This is a genomic window from Daejeonella sp. JGW-45 (assembly GCF_029360805.1).
Lineage (GTDB): Bacteria > Bacteroidota > Bacteroidia > Sphingobacteriales > Sphingobacteriaceae > Daejeonella.
This window is the reverse complement of sequence record NZ_JARKNC010000010.1, coordinates 853,023-871,719: the sequence shown is the minus strand read 5'-3', so window position 1 is coordinate 871,719 and position 18,697 is coordinate 853,023. Positions and strand designations below refer to the sequence as shown.

General features: G+C 41.5%; 17 protein-coding genes and 1 tRNA gene. 6 read left to right on the top strand and 12 right to left on the bottom strand.

Annotated elements, in window-relative coordinates; translation table 11 throughout:
- The 4 genes from P2W76_RS17510 to P2W76_RS17495 all read left to right on the top strand — a co-directional run bounded on the left by P2W76_RS17510 (position 1) and on the right by P2W76_RS17495 (position 2,050).
- Positions 1-426, top strand: coding sequence for a FixH family protein (locus P2W76_RS17510; protein ID WP_276349198.1), 426 nt, complete (start codon positions 1-3; stop codon positions 424-426).
- Positions 423-1,109, top strand: a complete 687-nt coding sequence (locus P2W76_RS17505) for a sulfite exporter TauE/SafE family protein (protein ID WP_276349197.1) — start codon at positions 423-425, stop codon at positions 1,107-1,109. Before P2W76_RS17510 ends, P2W76_RS17505 begins: the two co-directional genes overlap by 4 nt.
- 109 nt (positions 1,110-1,218) lie before the next feature.
- Positions 1,219-1,713 (top strand): Rid family hydrolase, encoded by a 495-nt coding sequence (locus P2W76_RS17500; RefSeq protein ID WP_276349196.1) that lies wholly within the window; start codon positions 1,219-1,221, stop codon positions 1,711-1,713.
- Between the two features lie 112 nt (positions 1,714-1,825).
- Positions 1,826-2,050: a hypothetical protein gene (locus tag P2W76_RS17495; RefSeq protein WP_276349195.1), complete on the top strand. Its 225-nt coding sequence runs from the start codon at positions 1,826-1,828 to the stop codon at positions 2,048-2,050.
- 60 nt (positions 2,051-2,110) lie between these two features.
- On the opposite strand, the gene P2W76_RS17490 is transcribed toward P2W76_RS17495, so the two are convergent.
- A complete protein-coding gene (locus P2W76_RS17490) occupies positions 2,111-3,379 on the bottom strand; it encodes a PAS domain-containing protein (RefSeq protein ID WP_276349194.1) in 1,269 nt (422 codons plus the stop codon).
- Positions 3,380-4,179: 800 nt separating this feature from the next.
- Between P2W76_RS17490 and P2W76_RS17485 the strand changes: the two genes are divergently transcribed.
- Positions 4,180-6,189, top strand: a complete 2,010-nt coding sequence (locus P2W76_RS17485) for a DUF4157 domain-containing protein (protein ID WP_276349193.1) — start codon at positions 4,180-4,182, stop codon at positions 6,187-6,189.
- Here the strand turns inward: P2W76_RS17485 and P2W76_RS17480 are convergent.
- Both P2W76_RS17480 and P2W76_RS17475 read right to left on the bottom strand, forming a co-directional pair.
- The gene (locus tag P2W76_RS17480) at positions 6,176-7,288 is read right to left on the bottom strand and encodes an MBL fold metallo-hydrolase (RefSeq protein WP_276349192.1); all 1,113 of its coding nucleotides are present in this window, start codon (positions 7,286-7,288) and stop codon (positions 6,176-6,178) included. The genes P2W76_RS17485 and P2W76_RS17480 overlap by 14 nt on opposite strands.
- Positions 7,289-7,405: 117 nt before the next feature.
- Positions 7,406-8,326, bottom strand: coding sequence for a PfkB family carbohydrate kinase (locus tag P2W76_RS17475; RefSeq protein ID WP_276349191.1), 921 nt, complete (start codon positions 8,324-8,326; stop codon positions 7,406-7,408).
- 149 nt (positions 8,327-8,475) lie between these two features.
- On the opposite strand from P2W76_RS17475, the gene P2W76_RS17470 reads away from it, so the two are divergent.
- Positions 8,476-8,549 (top strand) — tRNA-Asn (locus tag P2W76_RS17470).
- On the opposite strand, the gene P2W76_RS17465 is transcribed toward P2W76_RS17470, so the two are convergent.
- The 9 genes from P2W76_RS17465 to P2W76_RS17425 all read right to left on the bottom strand — a co-directional run bounded on the left by P2W76_RS17465 (position 8,515) and on the right by P2W76_RS17425 (position 18,638).
- Positions 8,515-10,068: a recombinase family protein gene (locus P2W76_RS17465; protein ID WP_276349190.1), complete on the bottom strand. Its 1,554-nt coding sequence runs from the start codon at positions 10,066-10,068 to the stop codon at positions 8,515-8,517. The genes P2W76_RS17470 and P2W76_RS17465 overlap by 35 nt on opposite strands.
- A 203-nt stretch (positions 10,069-10,271) precedes the next feature.
- Entirely contained in the window at positions 10,272-11,114 is an 843-nt protein-coding gene (locus P2W76_RS17460; protein ID WP_276349189.1) for a hypothetical protein, read from the bottom strand.
- 131 nt (positions 11,115-11,245) lie between these two features.
- Entirely contained in the window at positions 11,246-12,259 is a 1,014-nt protein-coding gene (locus tag P2W76_RS17455; protein WP_276349188.1) for a hypothetical protein, read from the bottom strand.
- Entirely contained in the window at positions 12,256-14,568 is a 2,313-nt protein-coding gene (locus tag P2W76_RS17450) for an ATP-binding protein (RefSeq protein ID WP_276349187.1), read from the bottom strand. Before P2W76_RS17450 ends, P2W76_RS17455 begins: the two co-directional genes overlap by 4 nt.
- A complete protein-coding gene (locus tag P2W76_RS17445) occupies positions 14,561-15,838 on the bottom strand; it encodes a DNA cytosine methyltransferase (protein WP_276349186.1) in 1,278 nt (425 codons plus the stop codon). The genes P2W76_RS17450 and P2W76_RS17445 overlap by 8 nt, the downstream gene beginning before the upstream one ends.
- Before the next feature lie 6 nt (positions 15,839-15,844).
- On the bottom strand, positions 15,845-16,519 hold the full coding sequence (locus P2W76_RS17440) for a hypothetical protein (RefSeq protein ID WP_276349185.1): 675 nt from the start codon (positions 16,517-16,519) through the stop codon (positions 15,845-15,847).
- Positions 16,520-16,560: 41 nt separating this feature from the next.
- The gene (locus P2W76_RS17435; protein ID WP_276349184.1) at positions 16,561-17,181 is read right to left on the bottom strand and encodes a hypothetical protein; all 621 of its coding nucleotides are present in this window, start codon (positions 17,179-17,181) and stop codon (positions 16,561-16,563) included.
- Between the two features lie 246 nt (positions 17,182-17,427).
- Positions 17,428-18,087 (bottom strand): recombinase family protein, encoded by a 660-nt coding sequence (locus tag P2W76_RS17430; protein WP_276349183.1) that lies wholly within the window; start codon positions 18,085-18,087, stop codon positions 17,428-17,430.
- A gap of 53 nt (positions 18,088-18,140) precedes the next feature.
- Positions 18,141-18,638, bottom strand: a complete 498-nt coding sequence (locus tag P2W76_RS17425; protein WP_276349182.1) for a DUF488 domain-containing protein — start codon at positions 18,636-18,638, stop codon at positions 18,141-18,143.
- Positions 18,639-18,697: the final 59 nt, after the last annotated feature.

Genomic DNA, 18,697 nt, shown 5'->3' with positions numbered 1-18,697 from the left:
ATGAACTGGGGAACAAAGATCATCACCGGCTTGCTTTTATTTATGGGATTCATTGTCACCCTGGTGATCATGATGATCCCCCCTCATCAGGCTGACTCGCTGATAGAAGCCGACTACTATGAAAAAGGCCAGGCTTTTGATATTGATTTTAATCAGAAGCAAGCAGCAGAAAAAGACGGGATGCTCCCGGCAATCAGTACCGCTCGTAAGGGTCTGAGCATCAGATTCCAAAAAGAGATTACTTATCAAATAGAGCTTCGCCGCTTATCGGATTCGAAGTTTGACAGGTCGTTTAAAACCGATCTCGCTACGAAAGAAGTATTTATTCCGGCCAATGAACTTGAATCCGGTTCCTGGTTGTTAAGGATCCGCTATCAGGCGGGCGAAGAGAAATACCTTTATCAGGACAAGATATTAATGCCATGAGTTACCAGAGCCTTGCATTTTTCACCGGTTTGTTTGGCAGCCTGCATTGCCTGGTCATGTGCGGGCCCCTGGTTATGTCAATCCCTTTTCAGGGAGGAATGTGGTTCAGCCTTTTTCAAAAAGTTATTTATCAGGCTGGCCGGGTATTTACCTATGCATTACTGGGGGCCATCGCCGGATCAATTGGGGGCCTGTTTACCCTTGCAGGCTGGCAGCAGGCGCTAAGCCTTGTCACCGGTGCTCTGCTGATTGGTGTTGCTGTATCACATTTTAAACAAAGCACATGGCGCCCGCTTAACGGCTTTTACAACAGGCTGTTCAATCCGCTGGTAACATCACTCGGCAGGATGTTGAGCAGACCTTATGGTTCCCTTTTTGCCGGCTTCCTGCATGGGCTTATCCCTTGTGGAATGGTGTATGTGGCAATCGCCGGATCGCTCAACGCCGGATCAACGCTGCAGGGCGCTGAATTCATGCTCTATTTTGGACTGGGTACCACGCCTATGCTTATTGCTGTATCGCTGTTCTCATCCGTTGTCAAACGCTTTCGTGCACCACGATTAATGATGCCGGCATTATTCGTGATCGCCGGATCGCTGCTTATCATCCGCGCATTAAACGTGGATGTCCCATATATTACTTCGCCTGTTCCCCCTAAGGGTGATGTGGCTGTTTGTGACTAAGCCCTCTTCTCCCCATGACCTCTTCTTTGTAATAAAGGCGTGAATTAGCAGATAGTACTCTCAATATAATTTCCTGATTATTACATTTACTCTAAGAAACATTTATTTCATGAACCGACTAGAGATCCTCTCAGGCTTAACCTTACTTCCTTTAGCAGGTGCAGCAGCATTGTCCTCTCCATCAAATGCAACCAAAGTACCGGAAGCTGAAGAGTGGTTACCCAAGAAACAATTGATCGGAGCCTCACGCAATGGCTCGCTCATTTCTAAATGCCTGCGTTCAGGGCACCTGATATTTGTAGCAGGGATTGGCGGCTGGTACGAAGCAGACAGGGCAATACCCGGCGATGCGAAAGTACAGGTGAGAAGTGCCCTTGCCAGCATGAAAGAATCTCTCGAAGAAGGAGGCTCCAACATGTCAAATGTACTTCAGATCTTTATGACGATAGCTGAACCTGAAAAGAACCTCGGCCTCATTAACGAGGCTTTTCATGAATTCTTCCCCGAAAACCCTCCGGTGCGCTCATTCAGCAGTTCCAAAGTAACGCAGATGGGACGAGATGGCATTCTTGTACAAGTGGGATGCATCGCATACGTCGACTAAGCTTTAACCTGATTGCCGGATAAGTGAATAAAGTGTGTAAAACTTTTCCGAACCGGGCCGTCTGTTGATATTTTATTTCTGTATCATTGAGTTAACGCTCAATAATACCATTATGACTTCTTTTGAAATTGACTGCCCGCGGTCGTTCCACACCTGTGACCGCATCAGTGTCCGCGCTGAGCACCAGGAAGAATACTCTGAATTTCATTTATTAAAAGACGGCGGACTGCTATCCGTTATACAAAGGCACCTTAACGGACGATGGCAAAATAAAACCGGCAAAGCGCTGACCGTCGAAGAATTGGCTTTTATCAGCCGGCAGATCGGCAATAATTAATCAGGGGTCGGTCCCTGATTTACCCGGGAATGTCGCTTAACATTCTTTCTTCCTTCCTTGCTATTCTGAGGAAGGATTTACTTCATCCTCCAGGGCATTTATCTTCAATGCACTGTCTCTTATGATCTGATCAAGCTCTTGCGAACACTTTTCCAGGAGAGCTATATACTCAGCCCGCTCATCTTCACTCCCGGCCTGCTTCAGGAGGTCTACAAGACCCAGAAGCGTTGCCAGCGGGCGCCTCATTTCATGAGAATTAGTCCAGGCGATCTCCCGGAAAGCCCGGTATTGCCTGTCCAGCAGCTCTTGCTTTTCCACCCGGTCATTGATAACGGTTTCTATGGAAACAAAGAACTCGAACTCACCCTCCTTATCAAAAATTGGGGAGATATTCAATTCGGCCCAATAGGGTTCGCCACTCTTTTTGTAGTTAATGATATCGGTCGTAATAAACTTTCGTTTTTCTAAGGCTTCGATAAGCGCACTGATAGTGCCCGCACTGGTCAGCGAGCCTGTTAAGAGATCACCGGGAGTCTTTCCGATGCTCTCTTCCAGTGTATATCCGGTGAATTCGGTAAAGGCCTTATTGACCCAGGAGATAGAATGATCCGCATTAAAAATGATCACGAGATTACTTACTTTGTCGATCACCTCTGCCATCTTCCTGCTTTCTTCATGACTTCGTTCAATCAGCTTCAGATTTTGGTCCAGCTTATCATTCAATTGCCTCTCCACACGAAACGCCTCCGCCAGTTGTTGCTTACTTTCGGCTAACTGCGTTACATCCGTAATCATGACCATGCTGCATTCCAAACCATTAAAGGTCAGACGGTGCGTTGCTACCGAGACTGTTATCAACTCGCCCGACTTTAATTTGTGTTTCCACAAGGCACCCTCAATAATCTGTGTTTTACCCGCTTCAATATAGCTGACCAGTTTATCATGATAATCGCGTGGAAGTATATCGCTGAGCGACATCTGCAGAAACTCCTTCCGGCTGTATCCGTATTTTGCCAGGGCGGAATTATTCACCTCGATAATCCTGAAGGCCCCGAGCTGATAGATCCACATGGGATTGGGGTTAGAGAAGAAAAGGTTGCGATACTGCTGATCCGAGTCTTGTAACTTCCGTTGTGATCTGCTGATCAGTAAAAACAGCAGTATTCCTGTAAGCAATACAAAACCCATCCTGCTTAGCATCCGGATAACTACAGGTGAAACAGAACTATAATACGTGTAGAGCAAATTAATGCCCCATTCACTTGTTACCGCCCATAAGAAGCCGAATAAGAGGAAAACAACAGGTATCCAAAACGATTTTGATTGCATATATAGTAATACAAGTGACGAAACATCATTTTAACGTGTGTCTTCTTTTTTTGAAAAAGTACAAATGTTTTAACTTTAGAGCAAATAAAGTACCAGATTGAGCAGTTTGAACGGTAAAAACGGAAAACGGAAGGCTGGGACAATTCATTCACTATCTATTCACTAAGGGTTCACTAAGGGTTCACTATCCGTTCACTCACATTTCTCAAGTTTTACATGCTCGTATATTTCTTAATAATTAAATTATTAACCAGATCGTAGTGGTAGCCTCCCCTTAAAGGTACCCAAAAAATTACCGGGAGTGCCCGGACACTCCCGGTAATAAAATATATAATAGAACCGGCTGTTAACCAGTGTTATAACCCCCTTTTATTTACAAGATGTCAAAGAACGGGCAGGCTATCCTGCCTATTAAAAGATACGAAATTAGGACGAGAATTCCAAATTTTTGAGAGTGAAATTTCACTCTCAAAATGATTTTCTTTGTACATTAAACCGGTGCATAAAAGCCGCAAATGTCGCATCTTCCCAAACCAGAACAGCAAAATGTCGCAAATCTCAAGCGCTACTATCTAAGTGCTTGGGAAGTGCTAAGACAGTGCTTAAACAGTGTTAAGGCTGTGCCGGGAAATAGGTGTAAAGTTTGCGGTTTTCTTGCGGCTTTCGTTCTATTACGAGATGAGGCTGCCAGGATAACGGATCGCAAGATTTGTGTGACGCTTGTCTGGCGGTGAAGCCCACTGCATGATAACTTTCGGGAAAACCTTTGCGTATAAACAGGTGCATCAATACTTTCTCCTATGACAAACACACACGCCGACAAAGATCCTGACCGCACTCGCCCGGCTGCACATCAGTCTGAGAGAAATAGTGAAGATATACAATTCGATTCCAGAAATCACCCATCGGGGGAAGGGCGTCGAAGCGAAGGGCCACTTACCCTGCCAGCAGTGCCCGCTTTTGGCGGAGGTTCTGCCGCAGCCCAGCTGAAATCTGGCGGGAAAGCGGATACACCCAACCAAACAGGCATGCCCGACCAACTGAAAGACGGCATTGAAAGCTTATCGGGCGAAACGATGGACGACGTGCGGGTAAAATACAACTCCGACAAACCTGCACAGCTTAATGCTCATGCTTATGCGCAGGGAACAGAGATACATCTTGCCTCAGGACAGGAAAAGCATCTTCCTCATGAAGCATGGCATGTGGTACAACAAAAACAGGGCAGGGTTAAGCCCACTGTGCAGATGAAAAGCGAAACAGGTGGAGGAGGAGAGCCCGTGGCTCAGCTGGTGAATAAGGAGATCGGCAAGATAAACAACACAGGCAGGCACCCCGACGGCATTATGGACCAAATGAAAGTGATCACTGAGATCGGCTCGGGCAATACGTTCACCTGGCCTACAGATGCCGTAAATACTTACTTTAATGTGCAAAATTACAGCGGAAGTGTTACAAAAGCGATGGACTGGGGTGCCGGTGGCGGCGAGGGTACAGCTGGCTGGTACACCCGTCAATATAACCCGCAGGAGTTCCACAATATTGCGGTGGAAGCCAGTACAGCAATAAGCGGGATTAACAGCCCCGCACTTGATCAGGATTCCAATAAAACCCTGATCGCTATCCGGGCCTTTCGCGGCGCAGACGGCGCTAATATGGGCGCTCAAACACTTGCAGACCTGCAGCAGATCGAAACAACCCTGAATAACACGAGACCGGCCCTTGCTGCCAGCAACATGATCAATCTGGCAACAGATGCGCCTACGGAGATCAAGGCCGATCCGGCGGAAGCCCATCCAAACACGCTGCCTACCGCAAAAGTAACCTTCCCGGGCGGCCGCACTCTATATTTTAAGGGCCGCGACGGCAGCGTTGAGAACGCACTCGTCGGTTCAGCCGTAAGTGCCGCCCGCAGCGTGTCGGCCCTCGGAAGCGCAGCAACTACAACGGCCGCTTCAGAGGTTGGCACACACAGTTTCGTGAGCAATGGCCTTCAGCACATGGCCGGCGATGTTGGGCCTGCGGTGGCACCCGCTATAATTGGGCCGGAAGAGATCAGGGCCGGCTGGGTTTCGGCCGCCAGGACAGCAGCTATCACTTCTCTGACAGGCACCGGCGACCTGCACGACTCTAACGTGATCGACGGCAGATCAGCGACCAAGCATATCATCGACGCAGAATTCCTGCTCGACTCAACCGCCTGGAATACTTACGCAACAGCATCTGCAGCAAACGAAATACCCAATTTCAATATCCAGAGTATGGTGCCGGCCTGGCTGAAAGCACAAACCCATACCATGAGTGTGATGGATAAGCTGGCCCTTGGAGATGAAGTGGCACAACGATTCCGGACGATGAACCTGGATACCGATGGTGCCCTCGAAACTATCCTGGCCCCAATAAGGGCAGTAGTTGCCGCCGACTCCTTACTGCGCATTTCGCCCGATCCATTTGTCACTGCATTCTGGCTCACTTCCATTTCACAATACCATGAGGCACAGGATAAAAATGCCGAGATTCAAGGGATATGGGATTTTATGACGCAAGTGTATGCCGACAACTATCACATCGATCTCACGGATAGGGTAGCTGGCGTTGCCGGACTAAGACAAAACTTCCATGAAGGTAAAGTGCCGCTCTTCCATATTAGTTCACTGACCCAGGCATTCTTCCTGAACAAAAACACAGTAATAGGTGCAATAAGGGACGACCGCTCATCAGCCCGGTTCATTGAACTAACCAAAGCTGCCATGATAAACGGTTATGCCAACATGGTGATGAGGATCAGGGCGGCTATTATGGAAGCCTGAGTTTCTCTACTCCCTGCCACCACTCTGTAAAGGTTTGATCGCGGTTTTCCAGCCAAACCACCTCTCCTATTACAGGCGTAACAAGCGGGATGTTCTGAAGCCTTGCAAGACGCGAAACTTCAATAAAGGGCTCATCCCAGCTGTGCTGGGCCAGGGAGAATTTGCCGGAATGTACGGGCATGATCCGCCCAGCATTCAGATCTTTACCTGCCTGAACCACCTCTTCGGGAAGGCAATGAATAGCATGCCAGGCTTCGTTGTATTGGCCATTTTCCAGTATCGCCAGGTCAATGCTCCCAAAACGTTTGCCGATATCCGCGAAATGCTTGTCGTAACCCCCGTCTCCGCCAATAAAGATATTCTGACCGGGACTTTCTATCAGGTAAGCCATCCATAATGTATTATTACGTTTGAAGGAACGCCCGCTGAAGTGCCGCGCGGTGAGTGTGTGGATCTTTACATCTTTATTTACAGCAATGGTTTCATCCCAGTCGTGCTCCGATATCATCTCAGGCCTGTAACCCCACTGCTCGAAGTAGGCACCGACCCCCAAACCGCAGATCACATTTTTCACTTTTCCGCTCAGTTCCTTAATTGTCTGATAATCGAGATGGTCATAATGATCATGACTGATCAGCAGGTAATCTATTTCAGGTAAATCCTCAACTCCATAAGTGTTAGTGCCGGCAAACGCTCTGGTGGTTCCCGGAACAGGAGAAGCGTTCCCGCTGAATACCGGATCGACCAGTATTTTCAGGCCATTAACCTGCATATAATACGAGGAGTGGCCGAACCAGACAAGCACATTGCTGTCGGCAGGCAGGCTTTTCAGGTCGGTCTGGATATAGGGGATGGCATTCAGCGGCTTTTGCCTTGGGTTCTTCTTAAATATAAAATCGTACAGCACCCCCGTAAACGTATAACCCTCTGTGAGACTTGGCGTGAAACTCAGGTTAGAAAAGGCACCATCACGATAATGCTTCGACAGTTTCATGCGCTCGAGGCGTTCGCCGGAGGCCGCTTTGCCGAAGTGTGGCTGCTGCATAAAAATTATGGCAACCGCGATAAGAAGCACTGCAATTGAGATTAAGGTGATCATGACATATTTAAAGATTTTATACAAAAGCTTCATGGACTCCCTCATCGTGGCCAGTGTGCCACCCCGTTAAATACTGGAACGCCCGGCATGCTGAATACTCAACAGCCGGGCAATGAATTATTTCTCAATCACAAAGCTGCTCAGGTTTACAAACTCCTGAACCCTTTTGGTGATCTGTTCTTTTGTGAGGTCTTTGATCTTTTCCGTTCCGAACTTCTCAACGCAGAAAGAAGCGAGTGCGGAACCGTAAATGATCGCATTCTTCATGCTCGCAAAGTTAATAGTACCTGCCTGCGCGAGGTATCCAATGAAACCGCCCGCGAAAGTATCTCCTGCACCTGTTGGATCGAAAACATCAGCTAAAGGCAATGCGGGAGCAGAAAAGATCAGGTCGTCATGGAAAAGAAGTGCACCATGCTCCCCTTTTTTGATGATCAGGTATTTTGGTCCCATTTTAAGGATCTTCTTAGCAGCCTTCACCAGCGAGTACTCACCGGAAAGCTGGCGGGCTTCGGCATCATTGATAGTTAACACATCAACATTCCTGATAACGTCTAAAAGATCGTTAAGTGCAATATCCATCCAGAAGTTCATAGTATCCAGCACGATCAGCTTAGGACGTTTCCTGAGACGGCTGATCACTGTCTGCTGCACCTGCGGCGTAAGGTTACCCAGCATCAGGTATTCACAGTCCTGATAGCTATCCGGAATGATCGGGTCGAAATCAGCCAGTACGTTCAACTCTGTAACGAGGGTATCGCGGCTGTTCATGTCGTTGTGGTACTTGCCCGACCAGAAGAAAGATTTCTCGCCCTTCTTGATCTGCAAGCCTTCGGTATCTATTCCATGATCATTAAAGCTCTTAATATCACCGGAATGGAAATCTTCTCCGACTACACCCACGATCTTTACTTTGTTGTAGAAATAAGAAGCTGCAAGGCTTGCATAGGTAGCCGCACCACCTACAATTTTATCTGTTTTTCCGAAAGGAGTTTCAATTGCGTCGAAGGCAACGGTACCAATTATTATCAGGCTCATATTTATTTAAAAAAATTTTGATGCAAATATTGGATTAATAATTTAAAATCCCGAATATTGCACTCCCGAAAGGCGCAGTCACTGCGCAGGCAGGGAGCTCCTTCATTCATGAAGGAATTATTAACCAGACGCCCAAAAGCGTAAAAGATTCCCGAATAGCTCAGCTGGTTAGAGCATCTGACTGTTAATCAGAGGGTCGCTGGTTCGAGCCCAGCTTCGGGAGCCTTAGTGGATAGGCCAGCTTTCGAGCTGGCCTTTTTTGGTTCTTCTACCTCAAAAGCGTTATTACTTATAGTAATAAGGCCAATTACAGAATTTAGTCTCTTGGTTCGATATTTATTTTCAAAAAATATGAGTTTTTCGGGAAATATCGAACCGATTAGCTTTTGCTTAATTTCCAATGAACTATTTTCATAGTGAGATGCGATATCCGTAAGTAGGCTACTACTGTATTTTAAGTATTTAATAATTTCTGTACTCTCCGCTTTAAGTTCCTGAATTGTGACTCTGTTCTCGAGTATGATTTTCTGATATCGACTGATCGCACTTTCATACCGCTCTTTGTTAAGCTCACCTTTTAAATACTTGTCATCAGCGGACTCAATTAATATTTCTTTTTCCTTTATCTCGTCTAGTAACTTATTTACTTCATTTGTCACATTTCCTTGATTTTTTTGATATAGGTCTTTAGAAATTTGAAGAAATAATTCTCGAACTTCTGGACTAAATTGAAGCCTTTTTAAGCCTTCTTCAAAAGTTGCATGTGCGATGTCTGCTCGAAAGCGTTCTTTACACCCATTCTGGCAGTGGTAGTAATAATGATAATCTCCATTCCTGCTTTTTGATCTACTACCTGTCAATTTACTCTCGCAGATATTGCATTTAAGGTAGCCGCGCAGGGGAAACCTTTCGTTCTTAGTAGACGGTATACCTCGGAATTTTACTCGTCCATCAAGCCTATCCTGAACAGTTTTAAAGAGTTCTTCGGATACTATACCCTCATGAAGGCCATTTACAACTTCTTCCGGCTGGTCGCGCCATGCTTTAATAAAGATTTTACCAGTGTACGCAAAGTTTCTTATGAGATTTAGGAAAGCCTGCTTTTGTAATTTTAACCCTTTATTATAATACCGTTTCCTTATTTCCTCTGCTGAATATAGCCCTGTCGCAAGCTGCTCGAAACATTCTTTGACCAATACTGCATGCTCGTTCGGGACAAGAGTCGACTTATTATTTTCGTCCCTAGCATTTACATAGCCGAATGGTGGTGGACCTGTCCAACATCCCATTCTTCTTGCTTTGCGTGAACCTTCTGTTGTTCTATCACTATTCTTGTCATTCTCAATCTCAGGAAGAACTAAATGCAACGCCAGCAAAGCTTTGCTATCGCGATTTGTGAAGTCGACGGCAGACTCTACAGAATTGATTTCGACACCTATCTCCTTAAATTTTCTAATTTGCGTAAAAGCCTCCTCCACATTCCTTGAAAATCTATCCCATTTGTGAACGAGCACTTTATTTATAGTTTTCCTATTAGCTTTCACGAACTTTTCCATTTTTATGAATTCCGGTCTATTAAAATTCTTAGCCGAATAGTCCTCCTGGAAGTGAGCAACAACTTCTATATTTCGTATTTCACAGTACCGGGTTAGCACTTCAAGTTGATGTGGTAGGCTGTGGCCATGTTTAGCCTGTTCGTCTGTTGACACTCTCGTATAAAGTACCGCTCTTTCTTGTTTCATCTGAAAAGCCTGTTAAAGTTAATTGCGCCATGTTGTAGAGAAAATCCCTTATCAACTTGACATCCTCCTGCTTGTATTTTTTACCTGTCTTATTTAAAGTTTTGTTGCATTCATCAATAGTTAACATTTTGATCTCAATGACTACACCTCCGGCTTGTCCGGTCAGTATACTGATCTGAGATAGCTTGAACTTATTTCATAGCTTATAATTTTTCTGTAGTTGTTATTTCATTGGCTACGATCTGTCCATCGGCTTTCTTGACAGTTAGTTGGCCATAATCGACTTTCTGTAGCTTTTTAAATAGCGCACGATCTTTGGGACTTAACTTATAACTATAAGTCATCCGATCTGAATTTGCGCTCTTATTTATCGTAATCTCGGTAATTTCCTTTTTTCTATAAACATCAATTATCCTGCCTTCCTTTTCATTTAATTGTTTCAGGTTTGGTACGGTTGTGTTTAATTTATCTGGAAAAATGTCGTCAACAGATCGCATTATTTCTGTCACATTAATTACTATGTGATCAGGGATATCTTTACCCTCTGCTAATGCTATAACATAATCCGAGCGTAATATTAATTGTCCGCCCTTCTCATACGCTAAGAAGTATATTAGGTCGTTGAAAGAAACTGCATAGCCAAAAAATAGTACTAATAATGGATAGTCGGCATTAACGCCATCAGAAAACATATTTAGGTATTCTCTTATATCTTTTAGATATGTTAGAGAGTAACCAAAAGAGCGGAGCTGTGCGACCATGAGGGTCCAGACTTGGTCCATGTATCCACAAACTCTCCACCCCCGCTTTACAGTCCTATTTGCAGGTATTACTTTGAGATTTTGCCAATGGTTAAGGACACGGTCTGTGATGTCTATATTTTCAGTTCCGAATCTGCCTTTGTATTCCTTTTTAAAGAATTCCAACATCGCTCCCAACTCCCCACTGTAAAATAATAAGTTGAAATCCTCTACAAAAGAAGCTGGCAGGGGGAGAACGTGATAATTATGTTTTCGGAAATCTAATAACTGCTTCTGTGTAATCATATGCAAATATTACAATTATGTAATATTTGTAAAGATATAAAAATATTACATAGTTGTAATATTTAAGTAAATGTTGTGATAAGAATGGAGTTACTTTAACCTAAATGCATTTGAATTGAATTAATATTTTATCAAATGATTTGCAGAATATGCTCAGTTATTAAATTCAAATTGTTGGAGTGTTTTTGTAGATTTTTTCGGACTTCGATATACTTTCCGTCATCAAACTTAATAGGATCTCTACCTCTCATCATACTTTGCAAGTAGGGTTTCCCATCCTCGTCTGTTTTCTCCTCGACATGAGCGAGAATATTCCTTATGTCAATAATTTCCTTTTTAAAATTTATGAATTCTGTCCTTAACTGTGTAAGTTGAGCCTGTTTTTCAGCTAAGACAGCTTTATCTTCATTTGAAATACCTCCACCGTTTAGCCGAGCATTAACTCCTTTTAATCGATTTTTCAATATACCTTGAACCGCTTCGTAGGTGTTATTAGTTGTTAATACATCTTGGTCAATAAGTTCCTTTATATCACCTAATTTTATCTTCTCTATATAACTAGCATGTTCGTTATGGTTTTCCAATTTTTTGGTATATATAGAACTAAGTACTTCTTCCTTTGTCGACGCACTAACTAAATCTTCGGCGGCTTCAAAAAACATTTGCAATACGTTTTCAATTTTTTTCTCTAAGTCGATAGATTCTGCAATAACAAGTCCTCTTAAATTGTTAACGTCTTCAACCTTTCTTATGCTAAACTGAATAATACTTTTAAGCTTAGGTGGAAGATTGCCAAGGCCGATAGAAAATGACGCCCTTTCTATCCAACCTTTATTAGATACAATTTGTTGTAACGCCGCTTCATTAGCGGAATACAAAAGTACTTCGGTTAGCACATGTTTGTCATCACGTATATATTCGATAAGCTTTTCTCCAGTTTCATCTGCTCCAAGATTCAAATCAGAAATAATAAGGTCGTAAACACTTGAAGAGATTAAAGTGTCGAGATCTGCGCCAGTTTTTCGATGAGTACAATCGTATATAAAGCCTTTTGATTCAACGAAAGATTTGATTTCGGGCTGCAAATCCTCTTCAAAGTACTGTTCATCATCCTCGAACCACAGAATTCTATAGCGTATTCTCATTTAGGGACATTAATTAAGAATTCTGTTCCTTTTGAAAGTTTATTATTTACTGAAATTTTCCCTTTCATTCGTTCTATAACTTGTTTAACCTGATATAAACCTATCCCTGATCCGCCCTGATCCCTGGTAGTAGTAAACAACAACGTAAAAAGTTTAGGTAAGATATCATCAGACACACCTTTGCCATCGTCGATAAAACGTAGAGTTAATTCATTATTTTTTATGTCAAGGATGATATTGATATTTTTTGCCCCAGCCTTAACAGAGTTACTAAATAAGTTGTCAAGTATGATAATTATTTCAAGTGGACGAAAAGTAGTTTTAAATTTATTCTTGCCGCTATCTACGGCGATAGCAACATGTCTATGATTTTGACGGTATGATGCTGATTCTTTAAATACATTGTGAACATATTCTTTAATGTATGAAATTAGGTCGGCTGTTATTTCTGAGGCTTGTAAGTTGAAATTTGCCCTTGTGACATATTGAGCAATTGTTGCGATTTTTTTATTCTCCAGTCCTATTTTTTCTACAAGACTCAATAGCTCGTTTTTATGCTCACCCCTGTTTATGGCATTTACCAGATCAACTACTCTGCGATTAATTCGATCTGTTGATCTGTCAATTTGATGCTGTAATCCTATAACTTCTTTTGTATCTGTTCCTAGAATCGATTTAGCGAATAATGTTTCTGTTATTTGATCTTCAAGCTCTTTAGTAAGCTGGATGTTTTTTTCTACAGCTACTCCGGCTTCTTTCTCTGCTACTGCTTTCGCATTCTGAAGGCTTAATAATCGTTTTTCTATTTTATTAGCTTCACCTAGTAATTCGTTATTGTTTGTTTCGCTGGCAATACGTTTAAAGTTCCTAACAAGTTTTTTAGCGCTATTTTCCTCTTTCGTTTCGACAAGTTGTAGGATGTCTTTATTGTACCAGATATCAATAAGTTCTTTATCTGTGGTGACATTCGATATAAATTTTGCCAGATTCTTTTTATAATCATCCCCTGACAAATTTTCTAGCGTTTCATCATTTACGCCCCATTCAGTTACATCAACAACATATTTTTGAAGGCGTTTTAAGACCTTTTCAAATAAATAGTCCTCTAATTCAATGTAAGCGTTATTCTTAATGAGGCCGCCATCACGACTTGTTGTTTCCCTAAGTGACGGGTTGTCACCAAAAATGTCAACTTGGCCTATTAAATTCCTCAAAGGTAAATTGGATCTATGTTGGGTGGCTTTAGAATCGATACCGAAAGGATCAGTTCTAGGATCTCCAAACGGATGGACTCTGAAGCCATTTTTGTATACAAACAGATTTCCAAAGTTTACCGGCTCGATGCCCATTTGCAGGGTAAAAGTCCGTTTAGCAGCCCTATTAAGAAAGTATAAATGTATATCAACGTTGCGTAAATACTCATAAGTATTATTTTCCGTTACCTCATAAATTGCAATATCACGGTCTATCAATTTAGTTTTGATGACAGAGCCGAATTTTCTATCCTCAATAATCTCAGAGATAATTTTCGTTGTTTTGATATTTAAGCTACCGAAAATGAAGTTCTGAATTTGGCCGTTTACAATATCTCTATATATCGGCTGTTTGCCTTCTTTTTTACATTCTTCCAAATAATGTTTATCAGCCTCTTCCTCTTCAGGCACCTCCAGAATTATTTGAAAGTCTTCACCCTTATTTGAAACATTAATATTTGGCTGTATAAGCTTAGAAAGTTTGTCCTTTAATTTTAAGAATGAATCACGATCCCATTCCCCATCCTTCACCCCGGATATCTCTAGAATTGTTCCGTGTTTTAATGGATAAGGATTCTTTTCAAGAGTGTCGTGTATTACCGCGATTTTATAAAATTCCTCTTTCTGGTCAACCTCGAAATCTCTCCAATTAACTTTTAGACTTTCAATCTTAGCCTGTTTGGCATTTTTGACTGTAATTAATCTTAAAGAAGACCCTAATCTATCACACGAAAATCTACCCACACCTTTGTTTCCGGCATAGTAGCGGGCACCTTTTAAATTATTTCGATAATCTTCTGTTCCATCTCTTTTTGCAGAATAAGCTACAAACAACCACTTATCAATTAAATCGGAATAATCCATTCCTTTCCCATCGTCCATAATAATTATTCTAGCATCACCTGAATAATTATTTTCGAAACGAACGATTACTTTTTTTGCACTAGCATCGAAGGCGTTTTTAACTAGTTCAAATACAGCAATATAGTTATCTGTAATGAGTTCACTTCCAATAAGATTTTTTAAGCCGGAGCTAACCTTAAAGTATTCAACCATTGTCGTTAATATGAACCAAAGCTTTTAAGATAACGCCACTTTGCTCTCCGAATAAGGGTGGTATGGCATTCCCAATTTGCGTGTAACGTGGCACTTGATTTACCCTGTCTTTTCCGCCGGTTGTATACTTTCCTTGAAATTCATACCAGTCGGGGAAACTTTGGATACGTGCATATTCTCTCACTGTTAATATACGTGGCTCCTTGTAGTGGATATAATCGTCCGGTAAGGTTGTGATAGTAGGCGCATGTTTTTTTGCAGCAAGCGGAATGATTACATGCTTATTGATATTCATTGATTTTTTGAACTTGCTATTTAAGTTTTTCCCTTTAGGGCCTTTCAAAAAAATAGCAAATTTCTCAATAATATCTTTGCGATGGTTAGGAAAACTATGGCTATTAGGCGAGATGCCAGTACTCCCAATACGTAAGTGTTTTTGAAATGCTGATTGAGCATTTAGATACTTGCCGTTGAAAAATCTTTTATCTCTATCTGGGGTTGGAACTAATCCATTTGATTTGAACAAATCTGATATTGCGTCTTCTAGCTTTGGGCTTTGTGGAAGATCTTTGGCAGATAAGAATTGCTTTTTGTTTGCAGCCAGACTCTTAAAGAAAAATTTTGCATTCAAATGCTTTTCATTAGCCAGATCATTTCTGATACCAACCAAGATGAATCTTGTTCTCTTTTGAGGTATGCCATATTTAGCGAAATTTACCATTTGGCCCTCGACCTTATAACCAAAAAATCTAAGCACACGCAATACATATTCTGAATATGCTATTCCCTTTGCTCTCGCGGCTTTACTACTTTCTGCCTTGTTTTTTTTAAACTCTAACGTGAAACCCTTTACGTTTTCGAAAAAGATAACTTTAGGCTTGGTGAACATTATAAACTTTAGGTAGGAGCGAATTAAGCCGTTCCTTACATCATCTTCTTTACGCAATCCAGCGGTGGAAAAACCTTGGCAGGGGGGACCACCAACCACTAGATCAACATTTCCGTTGAGTGATTTTAATTGTTGTTCGTAGTCCTGTAAAACTTTATCAATTTCTAGATTTTCCTGTGGCAGCCACTTCGGCCAATCAAAATGACTCCTATTATCAATTAAATTGTGTTTAAGGGTTTTGAAGGCGTCAGGGTTTTTTTCAATGGCAAACAGACCTTTCCAGCCCGCATTATGCAAGCCGAGAGACAACCCACCACATCCAGCAAATAAATCGATATAAGAATATGTACGCATTACCCCTAAAAATACTTTTACATACAAAACTAATCATTTTAGTGTTTTTTTACTAAAATCACAAGTGTCTGATAACAAGCAATTTATGCATAATGGTCGACTTGATTTACAGATCATGGAAGCAAAATCTAGAATTGCCCAATTAATCTCTTTAATAAGCGAGTGATTGACAACTTCCGCAGCCAAATTTTGTAAGTATGGGTCGTATCTAATGTCCGCTAATTTTCTAGGCCCAAAATACCGTTCTAACAACCTGGCCATATTAACGTCTATTAAGGGCTTGGGTCTGTTAAATATTTGTAGTTCTATAGCATTAACAATATACTGTCCTAGAAATGGTATTTGTTCTAAGGCCTTCCTTTCTGTTGGAAACTGGCCTCTCAACCGAACCATCTCTATAGCTAGGTCTTGAAGTCTCCGAGCACGTTGTCGGTATAACCCAACAGGTTGAAGTTGCTTTTCCAGAAAAGCTATATCGGCTCGTGCTATAGTCTCCCAATCAGGAAATGTAATAAGGAATCCAGGATAGAATTTTTCGATAGTCTCTGCTTTGGTACGTTGCAACAGTACCTCTGCAATCACAATTTCATAAGGAGTTAGTCCTTTTCTGCGCCAAGAAAAGTAATGACGGCCGGAAAGCTCAAACCAATCTAATATCTTACTTTGAAAGAGAAATATCCCGGACTTAGCAATAAGTTTGCTACTCATAAATGTAAAAAACGACAAATAAGCATTCAGAGTATCCTAGACTAATTATTTACGTCTAATACTTCACAGTTCCAACTAACTTTTGCTGTTACCGTATTGCGAACTAAAGCACCAAATTTATTTTTGCCTCGAAAACTCATTTCAACATACATATGGTCGCCCATGTTACGATACCCGGTTTCAACATGGTCAAAGCTTTCAGGATCATCCATATATTTTTTAACATACCGAGATAACGCTGGGCATGAGCCGTCCCAGCTACTTAAGCATTCCTTTTCAAACCTTTCTGTTTGTGCAGCTCGTGTTAATTGCGGTTCAGCTAGGAAAAGTGTGTCCGATCCGCCTTGTAAGGTCGAGTCAACCATTTGAGTTTTGGAGGTAGATACACCATTCTCTCTTTTAGGTTCCTCTGTCGATGAAAATATCGCGCCGACCACAAATAAAGCTATGATTGTTAAACTTTTCGGTAACCAACTTTGTAACCAGGGAATATGCTTTTTCCAGAAATTTTCAAAAGAGGGTAATATTAAGCATCCCATTATCAGCAATGCGAGCATCGGTGCTAAGTCTAGCCTGAAAAGAAATATTAAAGAGGTGAAGAATAGGGTGATGGCAAACACTTTTTTTAGGGTAGTAAAAAGATTTGATAGAGACTGTTTCATAATGCTGATTAAAAAAATAGGGCGTGAACTTGCAACATTCCCTACTCAGGTTACTGGTATAACCTCCCGGAAAAATGAAGCAAGACACACCCATACGGGGCATCCTACAGTCATCTTCTCCGGGATAAATATTACCAGTATTCGAGTAGAGAGATATACTGCAAAAAGCAGTTTCTATATGTACAACACCTGATTTGTTCCTATAATTTCGTTGTTTAGTTAAAAAAATGAGTGATTAAAGTTACTTTAAACATACCGTTCATACAATCTTTTTACCTGTGGAATAAAGAACTGCTTCCCACGTCGGGTTTTAAAACCACAATTATTTAGTGCCTCGCATATGGCGTAGAAGGATTTTCCATCCTGTCTCAAAGCTTTGATCAATGCGCCGGCCTTTTTGTTGTTCTCATTGTCAAGAGCATTCTGATTCCTCTTCTGCCTGCCGGTAGTTATGGCCTTTTGTGTTAAATTTTCCGGCTTACCTAACTTAACTCCACGTGCTTTCGCCTCTTTTAATGCGGCCTTTGTCCTTTGACTTATCATCTCAGCCTCCTGTTCTGCTAAAGCTGCAAAAATATGTATGGTAAATTTATTTGCTTGCGGCATATCGCATATGATAAACTCGACGCTACTTTCCATTAGAGTAGTAATAAATCTCACGTTCCTTGCGAGTCGATCAAGCTTGGCGATGACCAAGGTCATATTCATGTCGGCTGACATCTTTATAGCCTGTTGTAGCGCTTCTCTATTATTGCCCTTGCGTGTACCGCTTTCAATATCCATAAACTCCTGTACCGGTTCTGATCCTTTCAAAAAATTTCTGACTGCTGATTTTTGAGCTTGAAGGCCTAAGCCAGAGTTGCCTTGTTTCTGCGTAGAAACCCTATAATATGCTATATAATTCATTTTAATAGTGAGAAGGTAACATTATTTAAAGGGATGTTTGTAAGATGTTACCATCAAAAAAGATTAGGATGAAAAACCGCGTGTTGAATCAACTGGCCTTTTTTATCAATATGATGGATTGAAAAATTTTCAGTAGCAATCAGGCTTTCGGCAATCAAATTTTTTCTATGACAGTGATTCTCGTCAAGTTCGGAACACATTAAAGCTACTTGAATGCCCGTGGTTGTGATTTCTTTAAGTTTTTGCAAACCAAATTGATAGTGAGAGTTTTGATTGACCTTGCTATAGTCAAGTTTATCACCAATATATAACTCCTTGTTTTTAGGCTTACCTCCGAGGCTATCACCCATAAATAAGTATTGGATGTCAGAAGAGTTAAGATATTGTATTAATAAATTTTTCCGATAGGCAGGTTGAAAGCGAGAAAACGGATAAGATCTGACATCTATTAATAGATTGATTTGGTATTTTTTTAACAGTTTTAAGAAATCATCTATTTTTCGATTTCCGTAACCAACTGTAAATATTTGATAATCAGTTATTTGTTTCATGCTTAAATCTAGTATAAGCAGGTGAGAAGCAAAATTTTATTATAAAAAACCAGCGTATT

Coding starts and splice junctions, on each gene's coding strand:
- P2W76_RS17510 (WP_276349198.1), top strand. CDS start 1: ATGAACTGGGGAACAAAGATCATCACCGGCTTGCTTTTATTTATGGGA.
- P2W76_RS17505 (WP_276349197.1), top strand. CDS start 423: ATGAGTTACCAGAGCCTTGCATTTTTCACCGGTTTGTTTGGCAGCCTG.
- P2W76_RS17500 (WP_276349196.1), top strand. CDS start 1,219: ATGAACCGACTAGAGATCCTCTCAGGCTTAACCTTACTTCCTTTAGCA.
- P2W76_RS17495 (WP_276349195.1), top strand. CDS start 1,826: ATGACTTCTTTTGAAATTGACTGCCCGCGGTCGTTCCACACCTGTGAC.
- P2W76_RS17490 (WP_276349194.1), bottom strand. CDS start 3,379: ATGCAATCAAAATCGTTTTGGATACCTGTTGTTTTCCTCTTATTCGGC.
- P2W76_RS17485 (WP_276349193.1), top strand. CDS start 4,180: ATGACAAACACACACGCCGACAAAGATCCTGACCGCACTCGCCCGGCT.
- P2W76_RS17480 (WP_276349192.1), bottom strand. CDS start 7,288: ATGATCACCTTAATCTCAATTGCAGTGCTTCTTATCGCGGTTGCCATA.
- P2W76_RS17475 (WP_276349191.1), bottom strand. CDS start 8,326: ATGAGCCTGATAATAATTGGTACCGTTGCCTTCGACGCAATTGAAACT.
- P2W76_RS17465 (WP_276349190.1), bottom strand. CDS start 10,068: ATGAAACAAGAAAGAGCGGTACTTTATACGAGAGTGTCAACAGACGAA.
- P2W76_RS17460 (WP_276349189.1), bottom strand. CDS start 11,114: ATGATTACACAGAAGCAGTTATTAGATTTCCGAAAACATAATTATCAC.
- P2W76_RS17455 (WP_276349188.1), bottom strand. CDS start 12,259: ATGAGAATACGCTATAGAATTCTGTGGTTCGAGGATGATGAACAGTAC.
- P2W76_RS17450 (WP_276349187.1), bottom strand. CDS start 14,568: ATGGTTGAATACTTTAAGGTTAGCTCCGGCTTAAAAAATCTTATTGGA.
- P2W76_RS17440 (WP_276349185.1), bottom strand. CDS start 16,519: ATGAGTAGCAAACTTATTGCTAAGTCCGGGATATTTCTCTTTCAAAGT.
- P2W76_RS17435 (WP_276349184.1), bottom strand. CDS start 17,181: ATGAAACAGTCTCTATCAAATCTTTTTACTACCCTAAAAAAAGTGTTT.
- P2W76_RS17430 (WP_276349183.1), bottom strand. CDS start 18,087: ATGAATTATATAGCATATTATAGGGTTTCTACGCAGAAACAAGGCAAC.
- P2W76_RS17425 (WP_276349182.1), bottom strand. CDS start 18,638: ATGAAACAAATAACTGATTATCAAATATTTACAGTTGGTTACGGAAAT.